2 protein-coding genes are annotated in these 1,478 nt (G+C 72.1%); both read right to left on the bottom strand.

Translation table 11 applies throughout. The features are described from left to right. Positions 1–155: 155 nt before the first annotated feature. Entirely contained in the window at positions 156–449 is a 294-nt protein-coding gene (locus B9S61_RS25140; RefSeq protein WP_103544284.1) for a hypothetical protein, read from the bottom strand. A gap of 65 nt (positions 450–514) precedes the next feature. Next, positions 515–1,297 carry a DUF2249 domain-containing protein gene (locus B9S61_RS25145; protein ID WP_103544285.1) on the bottom strand — a complete coding sequence of 261 codons (783 nt, stop codon included), beginning with the start codon at positions 1,295–1,297 and terminating at the stop codon, positions 515–517. Positions 1,298–1,478 lie beyond the last annotated feature (181 nt).

The following is a 1,478-nucleotide window of genomic DNA, read 5'->3' on the forward strand; positions in this document are numbered from 1 at the left end:
GTGGCCGATGAAGAGGTAGACGACGGCGGCCAGTCCGTAGCCCGCGACCATCCGCGCCCACTCCTCGTCGAACGTGCTGGTCTTCCGGGGGTGCCCCCCGGACCCCCGGGTCACGTGGCCTGGTTGTGGTGCGGGGCCCTGCGGGCGGGGAGGGGTCAGTGGCGGCGGAGGCGGCCGGCGATGGCGTGGCCGATGAAGAGGTAGACGACGGCGGCCAGTCCGTAGCCCGCGACCACCCGCGCCCACTCCTCGTCGAACGTGAACAGGTCACGTGACCAGGCGGCGAGCCAGTCGGCCGTGTCATGGACGAACCGGACCAGATCGTTGGCCCGGTTGGCGTCCAGCAGGTACATCAGAATCCACAGTCCGAGGATGACGGCCATGATGTCCGCGATCACCGCGATGACCGTCCCCGCGGAGGTGGAACCAGAGCGATATCGAGGGGACATGCTTTCCGACTGGCCCCGAACGCCCGGTTGAAACCTGGGACGTTCGGGGCCGGCCGGCGTGCGGCTCAGCCGTGGGTCAGCAGCAGCCGCCACGCCTCAGGACCGCGCTGCTGGTACTCCACCGCGAAGACACCGGGGTGCCGGTCCTCGATCTGCCGCAGCAGCGGCAGCGGGTCGTGCGGTGCCACCAGCACCATCGCCCGCCCGGCCGGTACGGCACCGAGCGCGCCGAAGACCGTGGCGTGCCGCAGGGCGTGCGGCACCTCCCGGACGTCCAGCTCGGGCACGTCGACGTCGTCCGAGCCGCCGCAGCCGCACGTGCCGCCGCAGCCGCCGCCGGTGGCCTCGCCCTCGGACTCCTCGACGCCGCCGAGCAGTTCGTGCATGCCTCCCAGCAGGTCCGCCAGTGAGATGTCCGGGGCGCCGGCGAGCAGCGGCAGGATGAGGTTGTTCTCCTTGTCCAGGTGCTCCTCGAACAGCACCTGGAGGGCCCGGCCGTCGGCCGCCGCCCGCACGGCGGAGCCGGTCTCGCGCAGCGCGTCGACCAGGGCGGTCAGCCTGCGGTGCTCGGCGAGCATGCCGTCGACGAGGAGGCGGGCCTCGGGCAGGTCGCGGGCGGCGGCGTACAGGGTGCTCTCCTCGGCGACCGCGTGCGGGATCAGGTCCCGGTCGCAGAAGGCGACGAGTCCGGTGCGGACCTCGTCGGCCTCGGCCGGGCCGCGGTCCGCCGCCGCGATCAGCATGGCCACCCGTCCGGCCAGCTCACCGGCCAGCTGGGTGTGATGCGCCTCGACGGCTTCGACGGCCGCCGCGTCCTTGGGGTCCGATGCGAGGGTGAGAGTGCTCATCAGGGGGCCGTTCCTTCCAGCCTTCGACAACCCGTCCGAGCGGACCGGGTCGGTACCTGCAATATAGTACGGGCATGACCGTGGAAAATAACGGACCGCTTCCCGGCAGCGGATCGCACCGTGTCCCGCTGTCCCGGCAGCGGAGCGGTGTCCTGCAGTACCTGCGCGGACAGGCCGCCCC

It is taken from the genome of Streptomyces sp. SM1, assembly GCF_002910825.1.
Classification (GTDB): Bacteria; Actinomycetota; Actinomycetes; order Streptomycetales; family Streptomycetaceae; genus Streptomyces; species Streptomyces okerensis.